The 291-nt window shown below is 70.8% G+C and carries 1 protein-coding gene; it reads right to left on the bottom strand.

From position 1 onward, the window contains the following. Positions 1-291: acyl-CoA dehydrogenase family protein (locus JHE00_RS34705; RefSeq protein WP_200326440.1), on the bottom strand; the 291-nt coding region annotated here is incomplete at both ends.

Below are 291 nucleotides of genomic sequence, written 5' to 3'. Positions count from 1 at the left end.
ACTCGAACCCGGGCGCGTCGGTGGGCCCGATGTAGAGCGCGGGCTTGAGCCGCCCGGTCTTGGCGTCCTCGGTCCTGCCGACGATCAGCACGGCGTCGGCCTCGTCCACGCCGGAGATGTAGACCGTGCGTCCACTGAGGATCCAGTCGCCGCCGTCGCGCCGCGCCGTGGTGGTGATGCGGTGTGAGTTGGACCCGGCGTCGGGCTCGGTGATGCCGTAGGCCATGCGCACGCTGCCGTTCGCGAAGCCGGGCAGCCAGTGCTTCTTCTGCTCGTCGGTGCCGAAGCGGG

The organism is Prauserella cavernicola (genome assembly GCF_016595675.1).
GTDB classification, from domain to species: Bacteria; Actinomycetota; Actinomycetes; order Mycobacteriales; family Pseudonocardiaceae; genus Prauserella_A; species Prauserella_A cavernicola.
The sequence above is the reverse complement of the archived record's forward strand: the minus strand, read 5'-3'. Positions and strand labels throughout refer to the sequence as shown.